The sequence below is a fragment of the Thermococcus prieurii genome (assembly GCF_054657655.1).
On the sequence record NZ_BAAHYH010000001.1, the window covers coordinates 529,696 to 551,216 of the forward strand.

The 21,521-nt window shown below is 54.3% G+C and carries 24 protein-coding genes and 1 pseudogene; 11 read left to right on the forward strand and 14 right to left on the reverse strand.

The window, feature by feature from the left end; genetic code table 11:
* Positions 1-51: 51 nt before the first annotated feature.
* Both pfdA and ACYQ04_RS03085 read left to right on the forward strand, forming a co-directional pair.
* Entirely contained in the window at positions 52-465 is a 414-nt protein-coding gene (gene pfdA, locus ACYQ04_RS03080; protein WP_460127318.1) for a prefoldin subunit alpha, read from the forward strand.
* Positions 466-547: 82 nt separating this feature from the next.
* Positions 548-1,990, forward strand: a complete 1,443-nt coding sequence (locus ACYQ04_RS03085; RefSeq protein ID WP_460127188.1) for a hypothetical protein — start codon at positions 548-550, stop codon at positions 1,988-1,990.
* Here ACYQ04_RS03085 and ACYQ04_RS03090 read toward each other — a convergent pair.
* Both ACYQ04_RS03090 and ACYQ04_RS03095 read right to left on the reverse strand, forming a co-directional pair.
* The gene (locus ACYQ04_RS03090; RefSeq protein ID WP_460127189.1) at positions 1,975-2,895 is read right to left on the reverse strand and encodes an SDR family oxidoreductase; all 921 of its coding nucleotides are present in this window, start codon (positions 2,893-2,895) and stop codon (positions 1,975-1,977) included. The genes ACYQ04_RS03085 and ACYQ04_RS03090 overlap by 16 nt on opposite strands.
* 31 nt (positions 2,896-2,926) lie before the next feature.
* Complete coding sequence (locus ACYQ04_RS03095) at positions 2,927-3,223, reverse strand: hypothetical protein (protein ID WP_099211427.1); 297 nt, start codon at positions 3,221-3,223, stop codon at positions 2,927-2,929.
* A gap of 154 nt (positions 3,224-3,377) precedes the next feature.
* On the opposite strand from ACYQ04_RS03095, the gene ACYQ04_RS03100 reads away from it, so the two are divergent.
* Positions 3,378-4,397, forward strand: a complete 1,020-nt coding sequence (locus ACYQ04_RS03100) for an adenylosuccinate synthetase (RefSeq protein WP_460127190.1) — start codon at positions 3,378-3,380, stop codon at positions 4,395-4,397.
* Here ACYQ04_RS03100 and ACYQ04_RS03105 read toward each other — a convergent pair.
* The 11 genes from ACYQ04_RS03105 to fba form a co-directional block, all read right to left on the reverse strand.
* On the reverse strand, positions 4,390-6,444 hold the full coding sequence (locus tag ACYQ04_RS03105; protein WP_460127191.1) for a hypothetical protein: 2,055 nt from the start codon (positions 6,442-6,444) through the stop codon (positions 4,390-4,392). The genes ACYQ04_RS03100 and ACYQ04_RS03105 overlap by 8 nt on opposite strands.
* Positions 6,445-6,512: 68 nt before the next feature.
* Complete coding sequence (locus ACYQ04_RS03110) at positions 6,513-7,295, reverse strand: alpha/beta hydrolase (protein ID WP_460127320.1); 783 nt, start codon at positions 7,293-7,295, stop codon at positions 6,513-6,515.
* A gap of 1 nt (position 7,296) precedes the next feature.
* On the reverse strand, positions 7,297-7,704 hold the full coding sequence (locus ACYQ04_RS03115; RefSeq protein WP_460127192.1) for a type II toxin-antitoxin system VapC family toxin: 408 nt from the start codon (positions 7,702-7,704) through the stop codon (positions 7,297-7,299).
* Positions 7,701-7,988, reverse strand: coding sequence for an AbrB/MazE/SpoVT family DNA-binding domain-containing protein (locus tag ACYQ04_RS03120; RefSeq protein ID WP_460127193.1), 288 nt, complete (start codon positions 7,986-7,988; stop codon positions 7,701-7,703). Before ACYQ04_RS03120 ends, ACYQ04_RS03115 begins: the two co-directional genes overlap by 4 nt.
* A gap of 44 nt (positions 7,989-8,032) precedes the next feature.
* Positions 8,033-8,689 carry a hypothetical protein gene (locus ACYQ04_RS03125; RefSeq protein WP_460127194.1) on the reverse strand — a complete coding sequence of 219 codons (657 nt, stop codon included), beginning with the start codon at positions 8,687-8,689 and terminating at the stop codon, positions 8,033-8,035.
* On the reverse strand, positions 8,689-8,979 hold the full coding sequence (locus ACYQ04_RS03130) for an iron-sulfur cluster assembly protein (protein ID WP_460127195.1): 291 nt from the start codon (positions 8,977-8,979) through the stop codon (positions 8,689-8,691). The genes ACYQ04_RS03125 and ACYQ04_RS03130 overlap by 1 nt, the downstream gene beginning before the upstream one ends.
* Positions 8,960-9,961: an ArsA family ATPase gene (locus ACYQ04_RS03135; protein ID WP_460127196.1), complete on the reverse strand. Its 1,002-nt coding sequence runs from the start codon at positions 9,959-9,961 to the stop codon at positions 8,960-8,962. The genes ACYQ04_RS03130 and ACYQ04_RS03135 overlap by 20 nt, the downstream gene beginning before the upstream one ends.
* Positions 9,962-9,970: 9 nt before the next feature.
* Positions 9,971-10,237, reverse strand: a complete 267-nt coding sequence (locus ACYQ04_RS03140) for a DUF7990 family protein (protein WP_460127197.1) — start codon at positions 10,235-10,237, stop codon at positions 9,971-9,973.
* 39 nt (positions 10,238-10,276) lie between these two features.
* On the reverse strand, positions 10,277-12,055 hold the full coding sequence (locus tag ACYQ04_RS03145; RefSeq protein WP_460127198.1) for a carbon starvation CstA family protein: 1,779 nt from the start codon (positions 12,053-12,055) through the stop codon (positions 10,277-10,279).
* A gap of 149 nt (positions 12,056-12,204) precedes the next feature.
* A complete protein-coding gene (locus ACYQ04_RS03150; RefSeq protein WP_460127321.1) occupies positions 12,205-13,974 on the reverse strand; it encodes a pyruvate/oxaloacetate carboxyltransferase in 1,770 nt (589 codons plus the stop codon).
* 85 nt (positions 13,975-14,059) lie between these two features.
* On the reverse strand, positions 14,060-14,905 hold the full coding sequence (fba, locus tag ACYQ04_RS03155; RefSeq protein ID WP_460127199.1) for a class I fructose-bisphosphate aldolase: 846 nt from the start codon (positions 14,903-14,905) through the stop codon (positions 14,060-14,062).
* A 126-nt stretch (positions 14,906-15,031) separates the two neighbouring features.
* On the opposite strand from fba, the gene ACYQ04_RS03160 reads away from it, so the two are divergent.
* From ACYQ04_RS03160 to rpl18a, 7 genes and pseudogenes are all read left to right on the forward strand, one after another.
* Entirely contained in the window at positions 15,032-15,745 is a 714-nt protein-coding gene (locus ACYQ04_RS03160; protein WP_460127200.1) for a biotin--[acetyl-CoA-carboxylase] ligase, read from the forward strand.
* Between the two features lie 122 nt (positions 15,746-15,867).
* Positions 15,868-17,155, forward strand: a pseudogene (locus tag ACYQ04_RS03165) (dicarboxylate/amino acid:cation symporter).
* A gap of 77 nt (positions 17,156-17,232) precedes the next feature.
* On the forward strand, positions 17,233-18,648 hold the full coding sequence (locus tag ACYQ04_RS03170; RefSeq protein WP_460127201.1) for a DUF3858 domain-containing protein: 1,416 nt from the start codon (positions 17,233-17,235) through the stop codon (positions 18,646-18,648).
* Positions 18,649-18,727: 79 nt separating this feature from the next.
* A complete protein-coding gene (locus ACYQ04_RS03175; RefSeq protein WP_099211395.1) occupies positions 18,728-18,883 on the forward strand; it encodes a 50S ribosomal protein L39e in 156 nt (51 codons plus the stop codon).
* Positions 18,884-18,893: 10 nt separating this feature from the next.
* Positions 18,894-19,163 carry a 50S ribosomal protein L31e gene (locus ACYQ04_RS03180; RefSeq protein WP_099211393.1) on the forward strand — a complete coding sequence of 90 codons (270 nt, stop codon included), beginning with the start codon at positions 18,894-18,896 and terminating at the stop codon, positions 19,161-19,163.
* Between the two features lie 27 nt (positions 19,164-19,190).
* Positions 19,191-19,877 (forward strand): translation initiation factor IF-6, encoded by a 687-nt coding sequence (locus ACYQ04_RS03185; protein ID WP_460127202.1) that lies wholly within the window; start codon positions 19,191-19,193, stop codon positions 19,875-19,877.
* 45 nt (positions 19,878-19,922) lie between these two features.
* On the forward strand, positions 19,923-20,156 hold the full coding sequence (gene rpl18a / locus ACYQ04_RS03190) for a 50S ribosomal protein L18Ae (RefSeq protein WP_460127323.1): 234 nt from the start codon (positions 19,923-19,925) through the stop codon (positions 20,154-20,156).
* On the opposite strand, the gene ACYQ04_RS03195 is transcribed toward rpl18a, so the two are convergent.
* A complete protein-coding gene (locus ACYQ04_RS03195; protein WP_460127203.1) occupies positions 20,140-20,754 on the reverse strand; it encodes a DUF7411 family protein in 615 nt (204 codons plus the stop codon). The genes rpl18a and ACYQ04_RS03195 overlap by 17 nt on opposite strands.
* Positions 20,755-20,873: 119 nt before the next feature.
* Here ACYQ04_RS03195 and ACYQ04_RS03200 point away from each other — a divergent pair, with 119 nt between their 5' ends.
* The gene (locus ACYQ04_RS03200; protein ID WP_042690183.1) at positions 20,874-21,521 is read left to right on the forward strand and encodes a phosphoribosyltransferase; all 648 of its coding nucleotides are present in this window, start codon (positions 20,874-20,876) and stop codon (positions 21,519-21,521) included.

Below are 21,521 nucleotides of genomic sequence, written 5' to 3' on the forward strand. Positions count from 1 at the left end.
TTTTAACCCAAACCTTAAAAGCCTCCCTCCGTAGTTTCTCCGGTGGTAGCGATGGTTGAGAAGGAGATGGAGAAGCTCGCTTACGAGTATCAGCTCCTGCAGGCCCAGGCTCAGTTGCTGGCCCAGAACCTTGAGCTCCTTACCCTTGGAAGGGACGAGTTCAAGGCCGTCAAGGAGACGCTGGAAGAGCTCAAGAAGACCGAGGGGGAGGTTGAAATCCTCGTTCCGATTGGGGCCGGTTCCTTCCTCAAGGGCAAGATAACCGACAAGGAGAACGCGATTGTGAGCGTTGGCGCCGGCTACGCCGTCGAGAAGAACCTCGATAGCGCCATCGAATACCTCGAGGAGCGCATAAAGGAGTACGATGAGGCAATCGCGAAGACACAGGAAGCGCTTAAGAAGCTTGAGGCCCAGCTCGGGGAGCTGGCTAAGAGGGCGCAGGAGTTGCAGGCGACCAAATCTTAACGATTGGTTACGATTCTTGGTGTTCTGTTCTTTTACTTTGTCCCCAAAAGGTTAAAGATTTAAGTCCTTTCGCCGATGTTCGGTGATGCGTCGTCTGAAGTCTAAGAAGTTCACGTTACTGCTCTTCATCCCCCTCGTGCTCCTTGTGACGATAGGGTTAGCTGTTCCTAACATCACCCTTGGAGTTCAGCCTATCACAAGCGGTAGCTGTGAACTAAAGAGTCCAGTAGGGTGGGCGACGATAACCCTTCACTGGTCAAAATCAGGAGGGTTGATACAAAGGTGGACCCTCACCGGGGCCTCCGTTGTTTTCTCCAACGACGTGGGTGGACCGGTCAATTTCACCGCCAGAATTGAGATTTTAGGATACCGTTCCCTTGGTGATGCTTATCCAACCCTTGATGTCGTCAGAGCCACGTTCTCGACGAACTCGGGTATCTCAGCCGGGGCAGTGTATCAGCTCACGTTAAACGCCAGTCCTACCTACATTGTGTCCCCTTTCTTAAATCCTCCGGAACCAGAGATTGTTAACGCAGAAGGGACAGTAACTGGAGGAACTACTTTGTGCCTGGGGAGGATTTCCCTTACATCGGAAGGAATTGGCATTGGCTCTGCTTCCTACTCTCCTCTACCCGTGGGCGTTCCCCAGATAAACGTGACGATTAACAACACCGGAAACCCGGAACTGAGGGACTACGTGATTAACTTCACGGTTTCTCCCTCGTGCATCCCCAATCTCTCGAAGGTTTACGTAACGGACTCCTCCGGGAAACGGCTGTACTTCTGGGCGTTTAATGATTCAGCGAACAATAAAATATGGTTCTGGGTGAACTACACCGTGCCGGCTAACTCCATGCGGGAGATAATAATACACCTCAACGGAACGGGGACAAGTCAGTATTTTGACCCAAACAGGGTATTTTGGAACTTTACCGAGAATTTAGGGCTGTCCGAGATGACGTTACACCAGATTGGTGTGAATCTTTCAAGGATTTCCGCACTTGGATACACAGGCTACGTCATTGATACCTATGCCAACTTAGATATTCCTAATAGTTATCATCCAGGTCCGATGTTTTTGGGATTTTATCGGTATAGGAGGGGTATCTACTATCTGTATGGAATCGGTATCAATTACTGGGTATCATTTTCAACGTTATCTTATTCATATCAGCTCGGGTCAGTTACACTTGCGGGCACCAATCCAAGTCAGCTTAGCCTATGGTCGTATAGTGTGGTGAATGACAACATTCCACTATCCTCAAGTGGATTGTATTCAGTGGCCTTCAACAATCTGACTAAAAACATAGGCCTTTATCTAAACGGGACCTTCCTTGGCTCTACTAAAGTTAGAGGAACCCTAATTCCACCCATCTTGGGGCAGTACAATGCCAATAGTGGCAGTCACTACTACTGGATTGGCGTCCGACCCTTTGCGAGCAGTCCCCCCAAAGTATCCCTCCCCGCAACGTGTTCTGCCCCTTCCAGTGGGATCTACACTTTCACTCTCTACTTCCGCCCCTGATACCACTCCACCGTCTTCTTAAGCCCTTCCTCGAGGCTCCACTCGGGCTCGAAGCCGAGCTTTTTGATTTCCGTTATGTCCGCGAGGCTGTGCCTTATGTCGCCGGGTCTCGGCTTGTCGAAGACTATCGAGCTCGTCGTCCTTGTTATCTCGATTATTTTCATCGCGAGTTCGAGAATGCTCGTCTGCTTTCCGGTTGCAACGTTGAAGACCCTACCGTTGGCGCGCTTGCTCTCGGCCACGAGAATGTTTGCCCTAACGACGTCCTTCACGTAGATAAAATCCCTCGTCTGCTTTCCGTCGCCGAAGATTACGAGGGGCTCTCCGGTTAAGGCCCTGTTGATGAAAATGCTTATCACTCCCGCGTACTGGTTAAAGCCCTGCCTCGGCCCGAAGACGTTGAAGTAGCGGAGCGCAACGACCGGTAAACCGTAGAGCTCGTGGTAAACGCGAAGGTACTCTTCAACGGTAGCCTTCGTTACGCCGTAGGGCGAGAGCGGTCTCGGCCGTTCCCTTTCCTTCAGCGGGAGGTTGGGGTTATCGCCGTAGACGGCGGCAGAGGAGGCGAAGATTAGCTTTCCGTGTCCCTCAAGAAGAGCCCTGATGATGTTGAGGGTTCCGAGAACGTTGACCTCCTCGGTGAAAATCGGGTCGCGTATGCTCTCAACGACGCTCACCTGCGCCGCCTCGTGGAAGACGTAGTCGGCGTTGCTTATCAGCTCGGCTATCGCCTCGTAGTCCCTTATGTCGGCCTTAACCAGCCTCGCACCCGGCGGAACGTTCTCGGCTTTTCCTGTGTAGAGGTTGTCAATAACGATGACCTCGTTGTCCTTGACCAGCTCCCAGGCTATGTGCGAGCCTATAAAGCCGGCTCCCCCAGTGATTACGATTAGCTTGTTCTTCATGTTCAACCCCGGGGGAGTAGAACCGGGCCCCTTAAGTCTCTTTCTCTGAGTAGCTCATCCTGAGCTTCACGGCCTTCATCAGGTCCTCCTTCGTGGGGGGCCTCTCGGGAACGTTTGAGTAAGCGTTAACGAGGTCGTTTATGATAATGACGAGTTTTTCAAGGATGTCCTTACTCTTGTTCCAGGGCGTTGCGTAGCGGAACTCAATAATCTCCGCAAGGTCGTCCAGGGTGAACTCGCAGATTACCTTCTCGCTGGGGCACTCGACGAGAAGCAACTTGCCGTTTTCCAGGACAACCTTAACGTCAACCTTGGGGGCCTTCACCATCGGGCATCACATTACTACATTGGGCACCAACGTACTTTAAGGTTGTGCTCCGAGACGTTGAAATTCCCAAGACCGCCGGCAGGGAATTAACAAATTTCTGTTAATTTCGAAACCGTTATAAGGCCCTTATTGACTTAAACTTTGGTAAGGAGCCATGCCGAGCTACATCGTTGTTGGCGGTCAATGGGGAGACGAGGGCAAGGGTTCCATCATAGCATACCTTGCCCTGAAGGACGAGCCGGAAATAATAGCGCGCGGCGGCGTTGGAACGAACGCAGGACACAGCGTTTTTATCAACGGAAAGAAATACGCGGTGAGACAGCTTCCAACGGGTTTCATGCAAACAAAGGCACGGCTCCTCGTTGGGGCCGGCGTCCTCGTTGACCCGGAGGTTTTCTTCCACGAGCTCGAGCATCTCAGGGACTTCAACGTCGCCGAGAGGGTTGGAATAGACCACCGTTGCGCGATAATCGAGGAAAAACACAAGCAACTCGACCGCTCCAACAGCCACCTACATGAGAAGATAGGAACGACGGGAAGCGGTTGCGGGCCGGCTAATGCGGACAGGGTCATGAGGAGGGCAAAGCTCGCAAAGGACATCCCCGAGCTCGAGCCCTACCTGACGGACGTGGCGGAAGAGGTGAACGACGCGCTTGACGAGGGAAAGCTCGTCCTCATCGAGGGAACCCAGGGGTTCGGGCTGAGTCTCTACTACGGCACCTATCCCTACGTGACCTCCAAGGACACCACAGCCTCCGCCATAGCGAGCGATGTCGGAGTTGGCCCGACGAGGGTTGACGACGTCATAGTGGTCTTCAAGAGCTTTCCGACGAGGGTCGGTGCCGGGCCTTTCCCGACGGAGATGAGTCAGGAAGAAGCCGAGAGGCTCGGTCTCGTTGAGTACGGAACTGTAACCGGTAGGAGGAGGCGCGTCGGCTGGTTTGACTTTGACTTCGCCCGCTACTCCGCGAGAATCAACGGGGCAACTATGATAGCGCTCACGATGCTCGACAAGTACGATAAGAACGCCTTCGGAGTAACCGACTACGATAAACTGCCGAAGAAGGCGAAGGAGTTCGTGGAAGAAATAGAAGAGAGGGTTGGGGTTCCTGTAGGGCTCATAAAGACCGGACCCGAGCTGGAACACATCATCGACAGGAGAGACGTCATTTGACGGCGTACTTGCCCTCGAGCTGGGCCAGTTTAATCTTTGAGGCGATGCCGCTTCCTGGAATGAAGTCGTGCTCGATTAGCTCCCCGGTTAGAGTGTTGTACTTGCCGAAGTAGATTCCCCTCCTTCCAATCCCCTTTATTCCCGCGTAGCCCTCCTCAATGTTGTGTGCCACCCACTCAACTTCGATGGAATCTCCGTAGGTGGTCCTGATGAACTCCTCAAACGACTTCGCTATTGTGCTTTCTATGTACTGGTAGTCAAAATCGAGAACTTCTCCGCTCGTCCGGTGGATGGTCAACCGTCCAAAGGCTTTCACACCGGTAAATTCAACCTCCCAGTGGTCGGACAGCTTGAGGCCCTCAATCGAGGGACTCGGCTCAACTTCGCGGATTTTGGAGAGCGCGATTTCCTCAACGACCTCCTTCTTGAGGAAGCGGTCGAGCTCCATGAGTTCGCCGGAGCGGGAGACAAAAACCTTAACGACGTTCCTGTCCCCCTCAAGCGTAACTGTGAACCCCTCTTCGGATTCCTCGATGAATATCGGCGCGAATCCCCTGTACTTCCTCAGTGCCACTTCCACTGCGATGTTCTTCTCAATCTCCAGGTCCCCTTCGAGTACTCTCCCGGTTTCCCCCTCGTATGTTATGGATGCCCTGAACCCCTCTCCCTCGAACTCGGCCTTAACTATCCCGTGGTCTATTACGTGACAGGTCTTCAGTTCGAGGTTTTTTGCGACCTCAACGATATCGCCCGCAACTCTGCGCAGAACCTCAATGGGAGCACCAAGGTTGCTGGTCTCAAGGATGTTCCCAGTTCTCTGGTCGAGCTTTACGGTAAGCACGCCTTTCTCCGTGAGAAGGTCTATGAACACTGCGTTTGAACGCCTCTCAACACCTATTACCCTGGCTCCGTCGTACTTTGATAGGACGACCCCGAACATGGCCTCTTCGGTGAGTGCCGGATGGAATCTCCTGAGGCTTCCGCTGTAGGAGTTGAGCTCGACCTCGAAGAGGTAGCGTTCAGTTTTTCCCCTCATGACCGTAAAGCGGCCCCTTCTGACAACCTCGATTGAGAGGGGCTCCTCTCCTATCTCCGCTCTAACCGCATCTCTCGCGAGCTCTGTGAGCCTCTCCTCGCTTAATGGTTCCGCCTCTGCACTCACGCGTCCTCTTTTAAAGTCAAACACAACCGTGGCCTCGTTCGGTCCCATTGAGAAAACCGCAACCGCGGACTCGGGGACGTAAGCCTTCCTCGAATGAACAACGCGGAGGTCAAGCCATTCCCTCTTTGCCGCCTCCTCGACTACGAACTTCCTGGGGTCTTCCCCTTCTTTGAGCCTAATCTCAGTTGCCAGTACCGTTGCAACGTCTTCCAGCAGGACCTTCATTGCCAACCCTTTCAGCTCGCCCTCTGTTTTGAGCACCACTCGCTCCCCATCAACGAAGGCCTTGCCGCTGTCGCTTTCCCTCACCCATGATACAACGTATACGGGCCTGAACTCGAGCCGTAGCTCTTTTAGTCTGGTTTCTTCCCTGGAGACGCCGTATTTGTAGGAGATGACGTTTTTGGCCTCATCAACGAGCTTTTTGCTGGACAGCGGCTCTACAAGCGGACCGTCGAGAATGAACTCCTTGAGAACGCCCTCTTCTTCGTATTCGCGGGGAAGGAACTTTTCAAGGAGCGTCCTCGGGGGTTCTATCGCATAGCGGTTAAAGGTCTCCGCGAGCCAGTCTGGACTGAGAACATTAACTCCCTCGAGATTGTACTCGAGCCCGTCAAGGGCTACGAGAAACGTTTTGTCCTCGCCGCGTAGGGCCTTATGGAGCCAGCTCTCTGGGGGCTTTCCCCGTAGTAACGCAACTGCCAGAGTTTCCTTTCCTTGGAAAGGGTCCTCCCTTTCACCGGTGACTATCACGAGATGAGCTTTGCCCCTCCTCTTGTACTCCCTTCTGGTTTCCTTGAAACCCGCCTTACTTAGAAGCTCGGCGAGCCCCTCAACTATGAAATCCTCTGGTGCGAGGGATATCATCGAAGGTTCCCATGACATGGCAACCCCCATTAGAGAATAGGTAGGGCTGAATAAATAGTTTATGGCTCGTAAAAAAGAGTTAATTATCACTCCGAGTAAGTCCTATCTATGAGCCACCGAACAATTGTTCCATAGAACTCGTCCGCCCACTCGGGGTCCTCGAATATCTCATGGTAAGCGCCTTCGAACTCCCTGAGCGTTTTGTCGCTTACCTTCAGCCTTTCAAAGAGCCTTCTTGAGCCTTCGGGGGGCGTTATCACGTCCCCGGTTCCAACGAGCAGGAGAACCGGAACTTCTATTCTCTCCGCTTTAAGGTGCGCCAGCTCCATGTTAACGAAGATGCTCCTTCCGAGCTTCGCCGAAATTCTGTCGTGGACGAGCGGGTCCTCAACGTACCTCCTCACGGCATCTTTGTTCCTTGAGAGAAGTTCCGGTTTTATGCCGTTGGAGAGAACAACACCAGGGGCAACCTTTCCGAGGAATTTCGCAAGGGACACCGTGAAGCCCGGCGTTTCCGGGCTCTTGGCGAGGGCCGGGGAAGATGCCACGACGCCCCTGATTCTATTGGGCCTCGTCTCGGCGTATCGGATAACGGTCAAACCGCCGAGGCTGTGGCCGAAGAGGAACGGCTTCTCACCTAATTCCGCAATTATGTAATCGATTATTTCCATAGCCTCTTCAATGCTTGTGTGGCCCCTCTTTCCGGGGCTCTTACCGTGTCCGGGCCAGTCAAAGGTGTAAACCGCGAAGCCGGCCTCGTTAAGCTCCCTAATCAGCCGTCCGTACCTTCCGCTGTGCTCCCCAAGGCCGTGAACGAGAATGACCCAACCGAGCGTTGGTTCGCCGAACTTGGCCTTGTAAACCTCCATCTCAACCACCCAGCCAGACCCGCTTGAGCGGGAGAACGTCAAAATCTTCATCCTCGCTAACTATCGCCTGAAGGCCGTTGTTCTCTATAGCCGCAACGTGGAGGGCATCGGAGGGGCGGAGGTTGTAATTCATGATTATTTGTCTGGCCGTTAGGTAGTCCTGAAACGTTAGAGGAAGGACTCTAACAGCGGGCAGAACAATGTCGTCTATGAATTCGAGTGTATCCTTGTAGGCTATTCCGTACTTGCGCTTTGAGACGTGGATTAACTCATCGAGAACCAGCACATCCGTGTAGAGTTCATGCTTCTGGGTAAGGTCCGCGTAGAATTCATCGAGCTCGTCGGCGATGTCTTCTGGAATTCGTGAGTTGAGATAAACGAAAAGGTTTGTATCGATGAAGAGCTTCATTCCTCAATCCCCCAGACCTCGTCGAACTCGTCTTCGAGGCTTATTCCCTTTAGCTCCCCCAGTTTTACCGGCTTAGTGCCTTTTCGCTTCTCGTGATACTCTTTGAGCTTTCTGAGGAGTTCCTCTTTGCTCGGCGGCTTTTTGATAACGAGACCCTCCTCTGTAGGCTCAACTATGACCTCTCCGCCTTCTTTTATGCCATAAGCTTCGCGGAAAACCTTGGGGATGACAATCTGCCCCTTGGGACCGACCTTGAGGCGTATGCTAACCAAAGGTATCACCATGTATAACTCGCGGTTCAACAAAATAAAGCTTTCGAGAAAATAGCTCAGGAGGAAAACGCGCTCTCCCTGAGCTTCTCGTTGACGAAGCGGACGAGTTTCTTAACGTCCCGCTCTATTGCTTCGGGCTCGGGCTTCATGAGGACGTAGAAGACGTTGGTTTTGGGTGTCAGAGAAACGTGCTTGACGTTGTGGGGCTTTGAAAGGCTCTCGACGAGCTCCTTGAGTTTGATTACGTCCCGCTTCTTCTCGTAGAGTGCCTCGTACTCCTTGCCGGCTATCTCAATCGTTTCCCTCTGAAGAAAGTCCTCGTTCTCGATGTTCGGGCTGAGCCGGTAATAGCCCTTCTGAATGAGGTGGGCCTCGCGCTTAATCTCGGCGAAAGGTCTGATGACGAAGTAAATTTTGTCGTGTCTGCTCGTAAGGAGCGCTATCGGGAAGTAGAGGAGACTGTGCCTCGGCAGGAGCGTTAGCGTGTACTCGAACTTCCTGATGTTGTCTCGGTTCACCTTATAGCTCGCCCTGAAGCCGATGTAGCCGCCGAGCCACACGTAGTCCTTGTCCTCGGGCTTTACAATCTCCTCGATTGAGCGAAGGTAGTGTTCCATCAGCTGAATGTTGAGCTTTCGACCCTTGTAGAATTGAATCGATGTCAGCGCGGCAACGACCATGAGCGCGAACAGCAAGGTTGAGCTAACTTCCATCACACACCACCTGGATGATATCTCTGAAGGGTAGTGTCATCGAGTATTTCAAACTTTTCTATTCCGGCCCCCTCAAGGACCTTCATGATGTCCTTGATTATCCTCGCCTGAACCGGCCAGGCAAGTGCACTTGAAACCGGGCCCGGGAGAGTGTTCCGGGCAAAGGCGAGGTATATCTGTATCCCCTCCTCATCTTCAATAATCGTCGAAACGAGCCCCTCGCTCACGATGTCAACCCCGGTGAAGGGGTTCTTAACTGATTTCAGCAACTCAAGAACCTCCTCCCTCAAGAATCATTCCCCCGAGCCTTCTGAGCCACTCGAGGCCCCTCGGCTCCTCCGCGAACATCGGGAGCTTTATGATGTCTATGCCCCTGAACTTCCGCTTGACTTCCTCAAGGACCTTTTTCTGCGCCTCCATCTTGACCTTCAGCTCCGGGATTTCCTCCCTGAGCTGGATTACCTTGTTCACCACTATGAGCCTCAGCGGGACGTTGAACTTCTTCAGGCTCTCGTAGGCTCTCTCCGTCTCGTAGAGTGGGAGCATCTCGGGATTCATCACGGCAACAACGCTCGTTTTCTCAGGGTCGGTTATCACTCTCTCGACGAACTCGACCTCCTTCCTGTACTGGAGGAGCTCCTTCATAACTGGGTCCTCCGCCTCGTCCTTGGGAAGCTTGAACTTCTCCCCGTCTATCTCGTACTCCTCCTCGCCCTTAATCTTCGCTATCGCCTTCCTCCTCTGGAGTATCTTGCGCCTTATGTCAATCAGCTTGTCGGCCCAGATGAGGGAAATCCTCGGCAGGGCCAAAACGCGGAGCGTTAGGCCAGTTGGAGGAGTATCGAAGACGATAACGTCCCACTGGTCGCCATCGCTCAGGATTTCCCTTATGGCCTCAAGCGTCGCGTACTCCTCGATTCCCGGGGAGTAGCTGAGGACCTCGAAGTACTTCTCGAGGTTTATGACTGTCAGGTAGCGGTACATGTTCTTGAGGTTCTTCTCGAGGTGCTTGAGGTAGGCCTTAATCAGCTTCTCCATGTCGAGCTCGCTCGCGTAGAGGTTGTCGAGGATTCTCTTAGGCTTGTCGCTCAGCTTCTCCATGAGGACGTCGCCGAGGTTGTGGGCGGGGTCGAGGGAAACTATGAGGGTTTTGTAGCCCCTCTCGGCCAATCCAACGGCTATTGAAGCGCTCGTCGTGGTTTTGCCGACTCCACCCTTTCCTATGACAAAAAGGACCCTGAAGCCCTCCTTGGGGACGAGGTACTCCCTCATGCTACCACCTCAGTCTATATCGAACATTCCGGCGACTTCAGCGAAGACATCGTCGAGGTTCACAGCGCGACTCTCCATAACACGGATTTCCTTGACCATGTGGGGCATGAGCCTCATAACCAGCGTCGTCGGCGGGCTGGGGATTCCTATGAAAGAGCCCATCAGGATGAGCGCGAAGACGTTCTCGAGTTCTCTCAATTCGAACTCTATGTACTCCGTGGACTGATGTTTGAAGGCCTCGCCGAATCCCTTCAAGAAGTCCCTAATCTTCTGCAAGCTCTCACCTCCAGAAGGAAAAATTAAAGAACGAAAGCCTCAGCTGGCCATCGCGGCGTACTCCTCGACCGGTCTCCTCCATGCCGCGTACCAATCGATGACGAGCATTATGTTCAGGAGCAGGCCGATGATGGTTATGACGCTGACCCAGATTCCTGGCTTGACGACAACGAGGAACCACACGAGGGCCGCCGTGACGGTAATCCACAGGAAGAGCGCCGGGATTATCACTGCCCACTTCCAGGCACCTTTCGGGTTCTGAACCTTTGCAACCCAGAGCGACGCTGTCATAAGGGCAATGCTGGCGAGCATCTGGTTCATACCGCTGAAGGCCGGCCAGATAATGAGCCAGTTGCCTCCCCATGCCATGTAGATTCCAAAGACCACAAGGATTATCGAGGCGACCCATTTGTTCTTCAAGAACTCCGGTCCATGGGCCATCTCCATGATTTCCTGCCATGCAAAGCGGCCGAGCCTTGTGGCGGTATCGAGGGTCGTCAGCGCGAAAGCCGCTACCCAGAGGCTTGCGAAGAGTGCTCCCGCGTGAACGGGAATACCGAACGCGTTGTTGAGGCCGTAGGCATAGCTCTTGGCGAAGATGCCAACCTTTCCGAGCTTGACGGCTTCAAAGCCCGCTGGAACTTGGAGTCCGAGCTTCTGAAGGAGCCCCGCTGTAACGAGGTTACCCTTTGCGCCGACTATCGGAGCGTAGACCTTGTACCAGTTGTCGGCTGTTATGGGTATCTTCAGGTCCTTGAAGACCTGGAAGCCGTACACCGCTATCGAGGATATAACGAGGGTCGAGAGGAAGCCCTCGGTGAACATTCCACCGTAGCCGACCATGAGGCCGTGGAGCTCGTTGTCAAGCTGTTTGCTCGTGGTTCCCGAACCGACGATGGAGTGGAACCCGCTCAGCGCTCCACAGGCTATTATGAGCGGAATCGTTGGCCAGAATGGTGAGGGCTTTCCGCCGACAACGTGGGCGCTCCATGTGGTGAAAGCAGGTGCCGTGAAGGTTCCAGTGCCCTTAATGCCGACCACTATGAATGCAAGGCCGCCGAGAATCAGTCCGAACCACAGGATGTAGGCGTTGAGATAGTCCCTGGGCTGGAGCAGAATCCAGACGGGTAGTGAGGAGGCTATGATAACGTACAGTCCGAGGGCGATAAGCCATGTGTGCGTACTTGCGTGTATCGGGTACTTGAAGCCTACGTATATTGCGCCTATCAGCATGAGAATTCCTATGACGGTTCCCAGCTTGAAGTCAATCTGCCACTTGTAGAGGAGCAGTCCGAGGATTACTGCAACCAGCATGAAGAGCCACGACGCGGTTGCGGCTCCCGGAGTACTGACGAAGATGCCACTGATGACTGCTCCGAACGCTGCAACAACGAGGACCAGTGAGAACCAGACGTAGAGCTCGAAGGCCATGCTCGTTCTCTTGCTCATCAGCTTCCCAGCAATCCACTGAACTGACTTTCCATCGTAACGCACCGATGACATCAATGCCAGATAGTCGTGGACGGCACCGATGAAGACGTTTCCAAACCAGACCCACAGGAGTCCCGGAAGCCAGCCCCACGCCATCGCTATAGCGGGACCGACGATAGGTCCAGCCCCAGCTATCGACGCGAAGTGGTGTCCGTAGAGAACCACGGGGTTTGCCGGAACGTAGTCAACGCCATCGTAGAGCCTGTGAGCGGGCGTTGGCCTGTTGGGGTCGGCCTTGACGACCTTGTTCTGCAGGGCCTTACCGTAGCTAAAATACAAACCGACGTAAATGGCCGCCGCTATCAATATTATTACAGCCGAGTTCATGGTTGCACCTCCATAGAGTATCTGCACCTTAATGTACATATTGCATACTTAAATGTCTTTCGGCAAAAAGCCGAAAATACTTCGACTTTTCACGGAAAAAAGGAGGAAAAAAGAGATTTTCAATGAAGCGGGCTTAACACGACCATTCGTTACCCGAGTTCTATGAGTGGGTCGCCGGTGTTTACGGTGTCGCCTTCCTTCACGTAGATTTTCTTTACAATCCCGTCTTTCGGAGCCGGAATCTCGTTCTCCATCTTCATAGCCTCAAGCACAACCAAACCCTGACCAGTCCTAACCTCCTGCCCCTCACTCACGAGAACCCTCAAAATCTTCCCAGGCATCGGAGCAGTAACAGTATTCGGTGAAACACTCACAGAAGCCGGTGTAGCGGCAGATGCCTGGGCTGGGGCAGGGACCGAATGGGAAGCAGGTGCGGAAACCTGTGCAGGGACGGCTCCCCGAGCCCCCGACAGGTATCTGAGCGCACTAAAATCAACACCCTCAATGCCGACCTCAAACTCGACGCCGTTGACGTAGACCTTAACCTTTGATGTTTTCTTTGGAAGTTCAACCTTCATTCTTCCCTCGGCCCTCGCCCTGAAGAACTCGAGGGCGACCTCAGGGAAGAGGCAGTAGGTAAGAACGTCCTCCTCCTTGTGGAGGTAGCCGAGCTCCTCAAGCTTCTTCCTGCACTCCCCAAGCTGGGGCTTGAGCAGGCTTCCTGGCCTCTCCCTTATTGGCTCCTCGTCGCCGAGGACGAGCCTTTTGAGCTCGGGGTTTATCTCCGCAGGAGGCCTTCCGTAGAGGCCCCTGATGTAGTCCTTAACCTGCTGGGTTATCTGCTTGTACCTGCCAAAGAGGACGTTGAGAACGGCCTGCGTTCCAACTATCTGGCTCGTCGGGGTAACCAAAGGAGGCCAGCCGAGGTCTTCCCTAACGCGCGGAATCTCCTCGAGAACCTCGTCGAGCTTGTCGAGGGCGTTCATCTCCTTGAGCTGGGCGATGAGGTTGGAGAACATTCCACCGGGAACCTGGTACTTAAGGACGTAGGGGTTCACCATGAGCGTCTCCTTGTGAAGTAACCCCCAGTACTTCTCCTCGAGCAGTTTCTTGAGGTAGCGGGAAACCCTGTGGATTAGCTCCCTGTCGAGGTGGCTTCCAACGGCCTCGGGAAGGGCGTGCCATATCGTCTGTATTCCAGGCTGGGCCGTTCCAAAGGCGAATGGACTTATGGAAGTGTCGATGTAATCGGCTCCAGCTTCCACCGCCTTCAGATACGTTGCGACAGCCATTCCCGTTGTTGAATGGGTGTGGACGTTAACTGGGACGCCGTAGGTTTCCTTTATCTCGCTGACCAGCTCGTAGGCCTTCCAGGGAGTGAGCAGGCCGGCCATGTCCTTAATCGTTATGACGTCAACGTCGAGCTTTAGGAGCTCCTCGACTTTCTTCATGTAGTACTCCAGTGTGAAGACTTTGCCTGTGGTGTATGCTATCGCCCCCTGAACCTCTGCTCCGACTTCCTTCGCTTTCTTTATCGCGACCTCCATGTTCCTGACGTCGTTGAGGGCGTCAAAAATGCGGAAGATGTCTATTCCGTTCTTGTGAGCCAGCTCGACAAACTTCTCAACGACATCATCGGGGTAGTGTCGGTAACCGACGACGTTCTGACCGCGAAGGAGCATCTGGAGCTTCGTCTTCCGTATGTGCTCCCTGAGGAGGTGGAGCCTCTCCCAAGGGTCTTCCCTGAGGTAGCGTATGCAGACGTCGAAGGTCGCCCCTCCCCATACCTCCATCGAGTAGAATCCGATTTTGTCCATCGTTTCGGCGATTTTCAGCATGTCCTCGGTCGTCATCCTCGTCGCTATCAGCGACTGGTGAGCGTCACGGAAGGTTGTGTCTATAATCTCAACTTTCGCCAACTCCATCACCTCCGGTGCACAGAAAAGTACAGGAATTTAAAAGTCTTACGACGAGAAAAGAAAAAGAGTTAGACAGATGCCGAAATCAGAGCAGGCCCTCGGCCTTCGCCGCCTCCTCCGGGTCCTCGTTCCTGTGGATTACCCTGAGAAGGGCCTTTATGAATGGCTCCGGGTTCTCGCGCTGGAATATGTTCCTACCAACGACGGCTCCTGAACCCCCGGCCTCTATGACCTCCCACACGAGCTTGAGGAAATCAACGGGGTTTTCCGTCTTCGCCCCTCCGCTGAGCAGGACGGGAACACCGGCGGCGGCATCAACGACCTTTGCAAAGGTCTCCTTTGAGCCGGTCCAGTAGGTCTTTATCATGTCCGCGCCACTCTCTGCCGCAGCCCTCGCCCCGTACATGACGACGCGGTAGTCCTCTTTCTTTCCATACTTTTCGTTGATGTACGGGCCCCTTGGATAGGCGAACTGCACAACAGGGAAGCCGAGGTCGTGGGCGTAGCTCGCTATCTCCGCGAACTGGCGCATCATGACGTCCTCCTGAGGCGAACCCCAGTAGACGGTCGCCGCTATCGCGTCGGCGCCGAGCTTCACGGCATCTTCAACGAAGCCCAGCTGGCTCTGGAGGAGTTGGTCGTCCTTCGGACGGAGGTTGGTCTTGCTGGTGAGCTTGACCATAAGCCCGACGTTGGGCTTGACCTCGTCGCCGACAATCCTCGCGATTCCTGGAAGCATCATCACGCCGTCTATTCCGGCCCTGACAACCTTCTTTATGATAACCCTCGGGTTAACGTGCTCCCACTGCTCCTCAAAATCGGTCGGCCCGTGTTCGAAGCCGTGGTCCATCGCGAAGATTAACGCCCTCCCGTCCCTTCGGAAGAAGCGCCTGAGCCTTCTCCTAATACCAACGCTCTGGTACGCATCCATTTACATCACCGTGAGTGATATATTCAAGGAGGATTTAAGGTTTTCCCCACGGATTTGTTACTACCAACAATGGTTTTCCGCAATCGTTTAAATCCCTTTCGACGAACGATGAATCGGTGTTCAATCGTGGAGTGGAAGGTAATCCGCCTCACCGAGGTTGGTTCGACCAACGACTACGCCAGGGAGATAGCCGAGGACGTGCCCGATGGGACTGTCGTCGTTGCCAGAAGGCAGACCTCCGGGAGGGGCAGGAAGGGCCGGAGCTGGGTTTCTCCCGAGGGCGGACTGTGGATGACGGCGATTCTGAAGCCGAAGTCCAGCCCCGAGCACGTTCCGAAGCTGGTCTTTGTTGGGGCTCTGGCGGTCACTGATACCCTCGCTCAGTACGGTATAGGGGGAAAGATAAAATGGCCGAACGATGTCTTCGTTGGGGAGCGGAAAATAGCCGGAATCCTGAGTGAGTGCAAGCTAAACTCCTTTGCCCTCCTTGGAATAGGTCTGAACGTTAATAACGAGGTCCCCGAGGAGCTCAGGGACGGTGCCGTTTCGATGGCTGAACTCCTCGGGCGGAAACTTGACCCCAACGAGGTTCTTGAGAGGCTCTTGAGGTCCCTCTCGTATTGGTACAGCCTCTTTAAGAGCGGTCGCCACGGGGAGATACTGCGGTCTGTGCGAACTAGGAGCGCTGTCATAGGAAAGGAGGTTGTTATACTCGAGGATGGCGAGGTCATCCTGAGGGGTAGGGCCGTTGGAATAGACGAGTCCGGGGCCCTGTTAGTCGACACCGGGGAGAGGGTCGAGAGGGTCCTCTACGGGGACGTTTCCCTGAGACTCCCATGAAGTTCTGCTCACTCTTTGCCATTTTGTCAAAAATTTTGCGAAAAAGTTAAAATCTCTTCTGTATTAATATTAATCCCGCGTGTTTACACTTGTTAAACTGCTGGAATAGCGGGGGTGAAAGTATGGGCCTGCTGAGGAAGTATCTGGACTACCCTGTTCTGTGGAAGATACTCTACGGTTTAATTTTAGGTGCGATTTTTGGCCTCATCGCGGGCCACTTCGGCTGGACGAACTTCGTGGCGACGTACATCAAGCCCTTCGGCGACCTCTTCATTCGGCTGCTGAAGATGCTCGTGATGCCGATTATCCTCGCGTCCTTGGTCGTCGGTGCGGCGAGTATAAGCCCCGCTCGTCTCGGTCGCGTCGGTGCCAAGATAATAGTCTACTACCTGGCAACCTCCGCAATGGCCGGTGTTCTTTGGTCTCATAGTTGGTAGGGTCTTCAACGTTGGCTCGGGCATACACCTTGGCTCGGGAACCGGAAAGGCAATCGAAGCGAAGAGCCCTTCGCTCGTTCACACGCTTCTAAACATAGTTCCCACGAACCCGTTTGCATCCCTCTCTAACGGGGTAGTTCTCCAGACGATATTCTTTGCGATAATCCTGGGAATAGCGATAACCTATCTCATGAACAGGCAGGAGGAGCGCGTTAGAAAGTCCGCGGAAACACTTCTTAGGGTCTTTGACGGCCTGGCGGAGGCTATGTACCTCATAGTTGGGGGCGTTATGCAGTACGCACCGATAGGTGTCTTCGCCCTCATAGCTTACGTCATGGCCAAGGAAGGTTTGAAGGTCGTCGGCCCCCTGGCGAAAGTCGTTGGTGCGGTCTACCTTGGCCTCTTCCTGCAGATTGTCGTGACCTACTTCATCCTACTCAAAATCTTCGGCATCGACCCAATCAAGTTCATTAAGAAGGCAAAGGACGCCATGCTGACGGCATTTGTGACGAGGAGCTCAAGTGGAACGCTTCCAGTTACAATGCGCGTCGCCGACGAGAACATGGGGGTGGACAGGGGAATCTACTCCTTTACCCTTCCGCTCGGTGCAACGATAAACATGGATGGAACGGCCCTCTACCAGGGTGTCACGGTTCTCTTCGTTGCCAACGCCATCGGTCACCCGCTCACGCTGAGCCAGCAGCTCGTTGTCGTCCTTACGGCCGTGCTCGCTTCCATCGGAACCGCTGGCGTTCCTGGTGCCGGGGCGATAATGCTTGCGATGGTGCTCCAGAGCGTTGGCCTCAACCTGACGTCTGGAAGTCCAGTTGCGCTTGCCTACGCGATGATTCTTGGAATCGATGCCATCCTCGACATGGGCAGAACCATGGTAAACGTTACCGGGGACCTCACTGGAACCACAATCGTTGCCAAGACGGAGGGGGAGCTTGACGAGAGCAAGTGGCGTGACTGATTTTTCTTCCCTTTCTTTTGGGCAAACTTAATATACCCCCGTTCGTTTTTAAGCCCAGGACTGTTGGAGGTAACGTTATGAAGAAGTTTGGATTTTGGCTGGTCGCTCTTCTGCTCGTCGGACTTCTCGCAGGGAGTGCCTCGGCCGCTGGAGAATACAAGGAAGTTCAGAAGAACGAGTACTGGGTTTCGTGGGATGGAAGCGCCAACGCGACCCTCGTGTCCATCGTTTACGGCCCGAGTGAGATGCTCAACCAGACGAAGGCGAGCATACTGAAGATGGGCATTCAGAACGCCACCAAGGTGTTCGTGAGCCAAGAGGCCCAGAAGCTCTCCCAGATGGGGTTAACGCTCAAAAACGCAACGGGAGAAATTATCGGGTACAACACCACCGGGCCGTTGGAGACCGTGATAAAGGGTAGGATACTCAACTTCGCGCGCTACTACTCCTACGACAACGTCTGGGAGATAGCGCTCGACGCGCTCCGCGTGGCAGACCTCTCGCAGATTAACCCAACCGCCATAAACGGCTCAATGTACTTGGAGAACTACTTCACCGTTCATCTCCCCGCCGGAGCCAAACTGAAGAACGTCACGAAGGGATTTAAGGTTGAATCAAACGGAAGCTACATACTCCTGGACGTCAAGGTCGAGGGGAACACAATATTCACGCACTCCATCGTGTACCTCAAGAAGGGTGTTACCAAGGAGGACCTCATGGTTCTTTATTCAAAGCTGGAGCCCGTTATGATTCAATACACCGGGAAGAAGGGTGTTGAGAACTACACGACTTGGGAGATGAAGATATACAACAACATAACCGTTCAGGGCAATCAGACGGTTCTCGACACTACTGAGGAGTACATAAAGCCCGAGGCATACATAAACTACGTCAAGGTTCAGTTCGCCTACGAGGGTCTTCAGAAGGCTGAGCAGAGCCTTTATGAGAAGTACGCCCAGCAGTTCCAGAACGAGGGAGTTCAGGTCCTTGGGGGAAGGGTTTCGATTCTGAACGCCAACACCAGCGGTCCCCTCATAGTCAAGTACCACTGGGTTCTCAAGGGCTTCGTCAGCAAGGTCAACGGAACATACGTTTACGCCTACGACCCGAAACTTGAGCTGGGTAGCATGAACTTCCCATACCGGCTCAACGCGGCGATAAACGAAACCAAGGTCACGAGGATAAGCCTTCCAACGGGCTACAAGTTCACGTCCATCCCCTCCAACATCGAGGTTAAGACGAGGGCGGGAAGCGTCACGATGAAGGTGCAGAAGCTCAGCGACAGGGAAATTCTCATCACGAGCAACGTTTACATAGCCTATGGGGTTCCCGCCGACGCTTACAAAGCGTTCATGGCCAAGGTTCCCAACAAGGTTGAGTTCAAGTACGAGGTCACCGCCGAGGAGGGGAGTGGAGGCAAGGGCATCTGCGGTCCGGCCGCGATAGTTGGGCTGGCCGTTCTTCCGCTCCTCCTGTACAGGAGGAGGCGCTGACCCCCTTTTCTTTCCCTCACGAAAAAGCTTAAAAACGCATCCCCAAAGCATCAACAGGCATAGCGAGGGAGGTGTGACCATGTCAAGGTACAAGCCGCTCGCCAAGAAGCTCAGGCTCGCCAAGGCCGCAAAGCAGAACAGGCGCGTTCCCGTTTGGGTCATCATCAAGACGAACAGGAAGGTTCTCACCCATCCGAAGAGGAGGCACTGGAGGAGAACCAAGCTCAAGGAGTGAGGTGGTCTAAATGATTAAGCCCGGTGAGGAAGTCATATTCGTCGTTCCCATCAGGAAGATAAAGAAGCGCGTTCCGCGCTGGAAGAGGGCCCCGAGAGCGGCTCGCTTCGTCCGCGAGTGGATAGCGAGGCACGCCAAGGCCGAGGAGGTCAAGCTCGACCCGGCCGTCAACGAGAAGCTCTGGGAGAGGGGTGCCGAGAAGCCACCCAACAAGCTCCGCGTTAAGGTCGTCGTTGAGGAAGTTGACGGCAAGAGGGTTGCGAAGGTCTCCCTGGCCTGATTTTAACCACTTTTTAGAGGTGAAGAGATGCACATCGAGAGGCTCGATTTTGAAAACTCTCCATATCTCGGTGTTTACGGCTTCGCCACCGACAGGGTAGCCATCATTAGAGAGGGCCTCGGCGAGAAGAAGTTAGAGACCCTCAGAGAAGTTCTGAAGGTCCCGCTCATCGAGACGAGCGTCATGAAGTCGCGCATCGTCGGCATATTCGTTGCCGGCAACTCCAACGCACTGATAGTCCCCTGGTACATCTGGGACGCCGAGCTCGACTTCATAAACGCCCAGCTCAGAGAGTACGGGATTGAGGTGGAGGTCGTCCCCTTCCAGAGCAGACTCACCGCCTTCGGAAACCTGATTCTCGCCAACGACAAGGGCGCTTTAGTTAGCAAAGACTTCACGAGGGAGGAAGCGAGGAAGATTGAGGACATACTCGGCGTTCCGGTTGAGCGGGGAGTCATAGCCGACTATACAGCGGTTGGAAGCGTCGGCGTCGTTACCAACAAGGGCGGTCTCGTGCACCCCGAGGCGACCGACGAGGAGCTTGAGTGGCTGAGCGACCTCTTCAAGGTCGATGTATACGTCGGAACCGCCAACATGGGCGTTCCCTTCGTCGGCTCGTGCATGATAGCCAACTCGCACGGCGTCGTCGTCGGACACCTGACGACGGGTCCGGAGATAGTGAAGATTGAAGAGGCTTTAGGCTTCCTCGGATAAAGCTTAAAAGTTCACCTTCAAAGGCCCGCTGAAGGAGGGATGGAAATGGAGGTCAAGGTCTACCGCGTTAAGGGAATCTTCCAGAGGGGTAAGCTCAAGCAGCCCTTCACCAAGGAGTACCGCGCTCTCAAGCCGGAGCACGTTGAGGAGCTCGTTTACTCGGAGATAGGGAGCAAGCACCGCGTTCCGAGGACCAAGATATGGATTGAGAGCATCGAGGAGATAAAGCCGGAAGAGGCCGAGAACCCGATAGTCAGGAGGCTCAGCCTCGAGCTCTGATTTCTCTTTTCCACCCCAGAACCCTCGACTGGTAGTGTCTCTTCGGAAAGATTTCGAGCGGGTTGATGCCCTTCTCCCTGAGGAGATACCTCAGCTCGACCTCGTAGTCCGCCTTCTCAAGTTCCTCGCTCTCCCGGATTTCGACTACAAAGAGCCTCTCGGTCAGCTCGCGTATCGTCTTGTAGCCGAGACCGAGGAGGGGCCGAATGTAGGCAACACCGAAGCGGTCCTCCAGTGAGCGGGTCTTTGGCAAGTCGAGGAGCGGAACCCTGTCGTCCCTCCGCGTCCCATCGCTCACCCTTTCCACCTCAGGAAGGGACGCCAGAGCCTCCAGAGCCCTCTCGTGGATGAACTGTATCGCGCTGTTCGGGTGGCCGTCGCTTATTGCCATCTCCCCTGCTTTTTCAAGGATTTCACGGGGAAGCTCCAGAACTCTATGCTTGAAGCCGAGCCTCTCAGCCGTTTCCCTCGCGTACCTCCAGTTGTCAAGCAGGCCGAAGGTGACCGTTACGAGCTCAACCTCGTAGCCGAGCTGGCTTAGAATCCACGCGGCCAAGCTCGAGTCCTTTCCGCCGGAGTAGAGGTGATGAACCCTCATGGCAATCCCCTAAACCCCTACGCCTCCAGCTTAAATCAGTTTCATGGACAAATACCCGTCAAAATCCCCGCCAAAAACCTTAAATAAAAGGTTGTTTTTGCTCCGTTAAGGGAAATCCAATGAAGAAGTTTCCGGCGTATCTCGCTTCTTGGGAGGACATTGAAAGGTGGGCCAAGGAAGGGGCCTGGAAGGTTTTGGAGGACGGATGGAGACCGGACGTTGTAGTCGGCCTCGCCCGCGGCGGCTGGGTTCCGGCGAGGCTCTACTGCGACTACCTCGGCGTCAAGGACCTTGTCAGCCTGAAGGTCGAGCACTGGGGAGTAACGGCAACCCCGGACGGCAAGGCCAAGCTCAAGTACGGTAGCAACTACAACCTCGAGGGCAAGAAGGTCCTCATCGTCGACGACATCAGCGACACAGGCGAGAGCTTAACCCTCGCGAAGAACTACGTCGAGAGCCAGAAGCCGGCCGAGATAAGGACTGCCACGCTCCTGACAATCAAGGGCTCGCGCTTCAAGCCTGACTACTTCGGCGAGGAAATCGACTGGGCCTGGATAGTCTTCCCCTGGAACTTCGTGGAGGACATGATTAACCTCGTCGGCAACATCCTTGAGGAGAAGGAAGCCGTGAGCACCGACGAGATAGTCGAGCTATTCAAGGAGCTTCACGGCATGGAGGTTCCGAAGGGCAGGCTCGAGGAAGCCCTCAGGATGGCCGAGCGCAGGAAGGTTTTTAAGTTCCGCGACGGGAAGTGGCGCAAAGCCTGA

Coding starts and splice junctions, on each gene's coding strand:
- ACYQ04_RS03200 (WP_042690183.1), top strand. CDS start 20,874: ATGAAGAAGTTTCCGGCGTATCTCGCTTCTTGGGAGGACATTGAAAGG.
- ACYQ04_RS03110 (WP_460127320.1), bottom strand. CDS start 7,295: ATGGAGGTTTACAAGGCCAAGTTCGGCGAACCAACGCTCGGTTGGGTC.
- ACYQ04_RS03135 (WP_460127196.1), bottom strand. CDS start 9,961: ATGAGGGAGTACCTCGTCCCCAAGGAGGGCTTCAGGGTCCTTTTTGTC.
- ACYQ04_RS03185 (WP_460127202.1), top strand. CDS start 19,191: ATGCACATCGAGAGGCTCGATTTTGAAAACTCTCCATATCTCGGTGTT.
- pfdA (WP_460127318.1), top strand. CDS start 52: ATGGTTGAGAAGGAGATGGAGAAGCTCGCTTACGAGTATCAGCTCCTG.
- ACYQ04_RS03115 (WP_460127192.1), bottom strand. CDS start 7,704: ATGAAGCTCTTCATCGATACAAACCTTTTCGTTTATCTCAACTCACGA.
- ACYQ04_RS03125 (WP_460127194.1), bottom strand. CDS start 8,689: ATGGAAGTTAGCTCAACCTTGCTGTTCGCGCTCATGGTCGTTGCCGCG.
- ACYQ04_RS03120 (WP_460127193.1), bottom strand. CDS start 7,988: ATGGTGATACCTTTGGTTAGCATACGCCTCAAGGTCGGTCCCAAGGGG.
- ACYQ04_RS03175 (WP_099211395.1), top strand. CDS start 18,728: ATGTCAAGGTACAAGCCGCTCGCCAAGAAGCTCAGGCTCGCCAAGGCC.
- rpl18a (WP_460127323.1), top strand. CDS start 19,923: ATGGAGGTCAAGGTCTACCGCGTTAAGGGAATCTTCCAGAGGGGTAAG.
- ACYQ04_RS03100 (WP_460127190.1), top strand. CDS start 3,378: ATGCCGAGCTACATCGTTGTTGGCGGTCAATGGGGAGACGAGGGCAAG.
- ACYQ04_RS03195 (WP_460127203.1), bottom strand. CDS start 20,754: ATGAGGGTTCATCACCTCTACTCCGGCGGAAAGGACTCGAGCTTGGCC.
- fba (WP_460127199.1), bottom strand. CDS start 14,905: ATGGATGCGTACCAGAGCGTTGGTATTAGGAGAAGGCTCAGGCGCTTC.
- ACYQ04_RS03180 (WP_099211393.1), top strand. CDS start 18,894: ATGATTAAGCCCGGTGAGGAAGTCATATTCGTCGTTCCCATCAGGAAG.
- ACYQ04_RS03105 (WP_460127191.1), bottom strand. CDS start 6,444: ATGTCATGGGAACCTTCGATGATATCCCTCGCACCAGAGGATTTCATA.
- ACYQ04_RS03170 (WP_460127201.1), top strand. CDS start 17,233: ATGAAGAAGTTTGGATTTTGGCTGGTCGCTCTTCTGCTCGTCGGACTT.
- ACYQ04_RS03145 (WP_460127198.1), bottom strand. CDS start 12,055: ATGAACTCGGCTGTAATAATATTGATAGCGGCGGCCATTTACGTCGGT.
- ACYQ04_RS03095 (WP_099211427.1), bottom strand. CDS start 3,223: ATGGTGAAGGCCCCCAAGGTTGACGTTAAGGTTGTCCTGGAAAACGGC.
- ACYQ04_RS03090 (WP_460127189.1), bottom strand. CDS start 2,895: ATGAAGAACAAGCTAATCGTAATCACTGGGGGAGCCGGCTTTATAGGC.